The sequence below is a fragment of the Chitinophaga tropicalis genome (genome assembly GCF_009758205.1).
In the GTDB taxonomy this organism is placed as follows: Bacteria; Bacteroidota; Bacteroidia; order Chitinophagales; family Chitinophagaceae; genus Chitinophaga; species Chitinophaga tropicalis.
The window spans coordinates 1-5,826 of the sequence record NZ_WRXN01000035.1 but is presented as its reverse complement, the minus strand read 5'-3'; the positions used below and the strand labels follow the sequence as shown (position 1 = coordinate 5,826).

Sequence of the window (5,826 nt, the reverse complement as noted above, 5' to 3'; positions counted from 1 at the left end):
GGGATGAACTATGTAACAACTGTAGCCTTATTGCTGCACTAATGTTGCCATTTTTGCTGTAGCATTGTTACCGTTTTTGCTGCACTCATATTTACCGATTTTGCTGCATTATTATTTACTGCTTACACGGGGGTTCGAATCCCTCTTTCTCCGCAGAAATTAAAAGCCTTCAGATATAGTCTGAAGGCTTTTTTTATGGTGGATAGTCAATGCCCGGTCTTGGAATAAATGATTTTGACTGGCAAAGGTCCCGGGGTTCGAATCCCTCTTTCTGAAATTATTTAAAAGTGTTTGACTGCTATTCGATTTCAATTAAATGTAGTTCGGGTTGCTCGATAACTGGCTATACTGATTTATCTGCGTTTCAAATGCCTGTAGGATATTTGATTGTAGCAGTGATACACAATCAAACAGAACATTCAAATTGCCTTCATTAATAAAAGATTTATTATTGTATATGGCATGTCTATGTGACTCATTAAGAATAGCCAACAATTCACGTTCATAATCGGAATCGTGCGGGAAGATGATATTTAATTCAGTCGTTAACCTAAGAGTATATCATAATAGTTTAAATAAATCATGGTGCTTTGGAGATAACCTGTGATAGAAATTAGCAAGGCTCTTATTGTATGCTCAGTTACGTGATACAAAGAAAAAAGGGTCAAGTTATTCTCATTCTTTTGTTTGTAAAATTTTGCACCACTAAAGAACAATTCAGCTTTCTTTATTTCAACCTGAAATTGGGCGCATACACTCCTAACAAGATTAATAGAATTAATCTGCTCAGACTGTAATTCCGATAGGGGCATGTCATCACTTTTTATAAAGAATGTTATCTTCTTTACAGACCTACGTATAAGAATTGAAGTTACAACCTACTTCTCATATCAACTAAAAAGGAGAGCCTCATTTCTTAGTTTTGCACCCCATTTTCATACCCCAAAATGTAAAATACAAACTAGTGGGTATTGCCTACGATAAATTATTTCAATAGCTTGCAATAAGTATTCGAAATACAAATAACAATTATATTTAATTCAATTAGCGAATTCCACGATTTTATAACCTTATCAATACCCTGGGTGTTCTATAGCCGTTTTTAGACACCTCGAAAGCTAAATTATTCTACTAATGAAAGTTAGAGTCAGCAACTATAAGTCAGCCTCCATTAATGATTATTATGATGACTTCGCTACAATTTGGGCAAGGGACATGAGAGAGAGATCAATATTTGATCTATGGTTACATATAGTTGATCACGCTGCCCGGATCGCGAAAGCTGTTAAACGTGAAAATCCTCCGGCCATTATCGACGATATAGCAGATACTACTGTCTGGTTGATGAGCTTTATATCATTTATAAACAATCAACACAACCAAACATTCTCGCTGGATAAAAATAAAGTATCGCCCTCAGAGATTATCTGGAATAAATATCCAGCTATATGCCCGGTTTGCTTTGATAATTTGATTCTTGAAAAGTTTGGACTGGAAAATAGTAATAATCCGTTAGAAGATTTTGAAAATCAGGAACCGCAAATTAAAAAGTTCATCAGCAAAATAAACGATACTTTTATTAATAAGCCATGCGATTGCTTAATTAAAACATCTAAAAAGGAAATTAGAAATAATATCCGCGCAAAACTCTTCGATCTCCGGTTGAAATATGCAGCTCAATTAAATAAGAGCAATAAAATGCCTAAAGCGGTAATGGAAATTGAAGCAATGTTTGAAAAGATATTTGCCAATTATTACCGCATCAACTCCCTCGAATCTATAATATTCAGTTTGCTAAGTGAAGTAGGTGAAACGACACAATGTATTGTCAACTTATATACATATGACGATTCCCGGGAACCATATTCACTAGAACTTGCAAAAAAACGAAAAGATAGACTATTAGAGAAATTAGCCGACATCTTCTCATGGCTATTTGCAGCATCTATTAAAATCCGAAGCACTTATGGTAAGATAGCACAATCATATTATGAAACGATTACAAAAAACTCAAATCCGTATTTCAACATAGCAGAATTGAGTTTTGCAGAAATAATCTGGTCAAAATATGGCAGGATGTCAGACGGCGGTAATTGGACTAATTTGAAATGCCCTGGGTGTCAAAATGCTCCATGTGAATGCCCTAGGGATCTAAAAATTGATTGGAGTAATAACACAAATCCCAATATCAATAACGAGACAACTTCAGAAAAAGAGTTAAAATCATCTCAAAAAAATTTAATATTCATAAGTTATTTTCGTAACGACTTAAACTTCTTGGAAGAGTTAAAAACAATGCTTGCCCCCCTTATTGAAAAGAAGAAACTAAGCCTCTGGGATGATACAATGATATCCTCTGGAAAAAACAAGAGGGATGAAATGGAATCTGCTTTAAGTCTTGCTAAAGCAGCAATTCTCCTTGTAACCCCTGATTACCTTGCGTCTGATTTTATAAAAGAAAATGAGCTACCTCCATTACTCGAGCTTTCTAAAAAAAAGGGTACAAAAATTTTATGGATACCAGTAAAGTCGTCACTGGTGAAAGAAACAGAAATCGAAAAATATGAGGCTTTACATTCTGCAAATAAACCATTGGACAAATTGAGTTCACCTCAAAGAAATGCAGCCTTACAAAAAATAGGGAATAAAATACTTGATTTATTAGAAAGTTAAAACTCTAAATAGCTGTGTCTAAAAAAATCTTCAATATCAATTATGCCCCTTACATACAATGAAGCCACCAGCAGAATAATAGAAGCCAGTGAGGCCCCATATAAAACTACTTTATATCTTTCCCATTTAAACCTGACTGAAATCCCAAAAGAACTTTCCCAATACGACCTAAAACATATCCGGGAAATAGATCTATCCAATAACAGTTTATCTAATATCCAAGGCCTACATAAAATGAAAGGGCTTGTGGTATTAGACCTGTCATACAACAATATAACAGTCATCAAAGGCCTTTCCAAATTAAAAGAATTACAATACCTAAACCTTTCTGGCAATTCAATCTTCTTCATTAAGAATATAGGAAAATTAAGGAAGCTTAAAACCCTTAACATTTCAGATAATAATATCCAGTCCATCACCGGCCTCAGTGATTTGCCACATCTGAGAAATTTGCTATTAAACAGTAATCGGATCACAAATATCCACGGAGTTGAACAAATAACTAATTTATCGTCATTATCTCTTGAAAACAATCGGATAGAAACCATAGAAGATTTAACTACGGATTTATTACAAAGGCTAACTTATATAAATTTAAATAAAAACCCAATTAAGAATGTCCCGTTAAATAACTACGATGACATATCTTCCATTCTAGGTTATTTAACAAGCATCCGACAGGAAACAAGAATTAATAATACCTCCATAAAAATAAATTTGATAGGAAGTGGAAGGATTGGAAAGACCCAGTTACTAAATTATTTCTCTCAAAAAAAATATATCCCAAACGATGACCCAACCCATGGTATAAATACGGCTATTCATAAAACTTCAAATGAAAATTATGAGGCAGTGATATGGGATTTCGGTGGGCAATCCTACCATCACGGGTTTCATTATTTATTTTTAAGGCCAAATGACTTCTACATAATACTATGGCGAAATACAGAAAATGAAGACGATAACTATAGTTATTGGATAGGAACTGCCAGGTCATTCTCAGGAGCTTTAATAGATGGAAAATTCACAGCACCATTAATGCTGGTTCAAAACATCTGGACCTCTTCGGATGGCGATCCGCTGGCCTTCAAACCCGACATAGCAACTATTCCAACAAATAAGATACTGAAAAAATATGATCTTAATCTTTCCGATATATTCGCCATTGACGTAAAATCATTACACTCCAATCAACTGGAAATCCATCACAACGGACTGTTCCTGGAAAAATTGAATGCCCGGATATTGTCCCATGCTAAGAAATTTGGAATACTACCTCAAAGCTGGGTGAGTATTAAAAAAAAGCTCGACAAACAACCAATTATTGAAATCAATAAGAGCAAAAGTGAGTTTAAAAAAGAATATGCACAATTTCTAAGCGAAGACGCATTTGCCGGTTTACTCAATTATCTGGAATTCTCGGGCAGTATCCTTTACTTCCGCGAGATACCAGGGCTAAATGAGTATGTATTTCCAAACCCACCGAGGCTTTCTGACTGGATCTATAATACAATATTGGATAAAAATTTCAAGGACCAAAGTGGTGGAGTATTATCGTACAAAAGATTAATTGATTCAATCGGGCAGGAAAAAGCTCAAGTCTTTCTCATGCTCATGGAAAATTTTCAATTGATTTTTAAAAAACCAGCTATCGAAAATGATAATCCTAACGATACCTTTTATATCATTCCCCAATTCCTACCTTCCTTCGAAACTGTTTTAAAGATTGCACTAATTAGTAAAATTCCATTCGCATTCAGTTTACAATTTGCGGAATTTCTACATGAAGGAGTTTTCTTTAAATTCTTATCACAATACGGAGAATTTATTAAAGACATTGGTGCATACTGGAAGTATGGGATAATATTTGACTATCCGATTGTAAAACATGTGATAAATGATGTCATTCCGGATAGAAACGAACTATATATGGATGAAGATCTAAAGAAATCCAGTCTAAATGTTCTTGAAACCATCAAGGTATTAGTTTATTATGATCTGGAGAATCGAACAATTAAAGTCCATATTGATGAACATCAGGAAAGATTAAAATTAGCCAGAAAAATATTCGATTTTTTTGTTTTAGCAGATAGGAATGTTGATACACTCAATTTATCTACTCAGGAGTTCATAGCTGTCCGGAACGAAATATTATTAGATGAGTTAAGAACGATCAATTATTCTACTAATGACCTTAATTATTTTAACATCCGTTACACTTTAAAGAACATACTAGTTAGAAATCACTTCGGAAATTGTATAAAAACAGATCAACCAACGCCATTAAATCAAATGGCTATAAATCTTTTACTAATGGATCAAAAAAAGAAATTACAAATTGTATTCTCCTATTCACATGTTGATGAAAATTATCAAAAAGAATTAGACAAGCATTTATCAATGTTGAAAACAAGAGGAGATATTCTTACATGGCATGACCGAAAAATAACCAGTGGTAGTGATTGGAATGACGCAATTGAGAAAAACTTTTCTGCTTCAGCTGATATATATTTATTAATGATAAGCGCGGACTTCCTCGCCTCCTCCTACATTATAAATGAAGAATTACCAGTGATTAAAAAACGTCTAAATAAAGGCGATAATATAAGAGTCATTCCAATTTTTGTAAGACCGTGTGATACAGAAGGATTTGAGTTTATGAAATTTCAGGGTGCCCAACGAGATGTAAAAGGGAAACTTCCATGGCTATCTACGCAAAAAAATAGAGACATTATTTACACTCAAATAGTAAATGAGATTAAGAAAACTATGGTTACTCTTAATGAACAGTCCTAAAGATGAGAAAGCTGTTTGGACTTAGGCTTAAATTTGGTCGTTATCTGGCTTTCAACAGATTTCTAATTTCATTTCACCAATAAAGTTGTGAAGCTCAGATAAATCTTCAGTAAACTGGTTCGAAAGTTGTCCCCCGCAGCCCGCTAAATAAACGGCGACGTTTAGCAAGAAGTTAAAAGCTTTCAGATGTAATCTGAAGGCTTTTTTGTTTGCGGCAATCTCTGATTAAATGTGTAAATTCCGGTGATGATACCCCCTCGTACCGGTGATGGTATCCCCTCTAAGAAGAGCCAAAAAAGAAAGAGCGTTTTAAGATTTCAAAGATAAGATATGGTCATTAGTAAGTGCTATTTTTTC

The 5,826-nt window shown here is 34.2% G+C and carries 2 protein-coding genes; both read left to right on the top strand.

Annotated features, from left to right (window positions below; genetic code table 11):
- Positions 1 to 1,134 precede the first annotated feature (1,134 nt).
- Positions 1,135 to 2,673, top strand: a complete 1,539-nt coding sequence (locus GO493_RS30610; protein ID WP_157310053.1) for a toll/interleukin-1 receptor domain-containing protein — start codon at positions 1,135 to 1,137, stop codon at positions 2,671 to 2,673.
- Positions 2,674 to 2,715: 42 nt separating this feature from the next.
- Complete coding sequence (locus tag GO493_RS30605; RefSeq protein WP_157310052.1) at positions 2,716 to 5,469, top strand: leucine-rich repeat protein; 2,754 nt, start codon at positions 2,716 to 2,718, stop codon at positions 5,467 to 5,469.
- The last annotated feature ends 357 nt before the right edge of the window (positions 5,470 to 5,826 follow it).

What these genes read in the sequence shown, in the direction of transcription:
- GO493_RS30610 (WP_157310053.1), top strand. Translation starts at nt 1,135, where the DNA reads ATGAAAGTTAGAGTCAGCAACTATAAGTCAGCCTCCATTAATGATTAT.
- GO493_RS30605 (WP_157310052.1), top strand. Translation starts at nt 2,716, where the DNA reads ATGCCCCTTACATACAATGAAGCCACCAGCAGAATAATAGAAGCCAGT.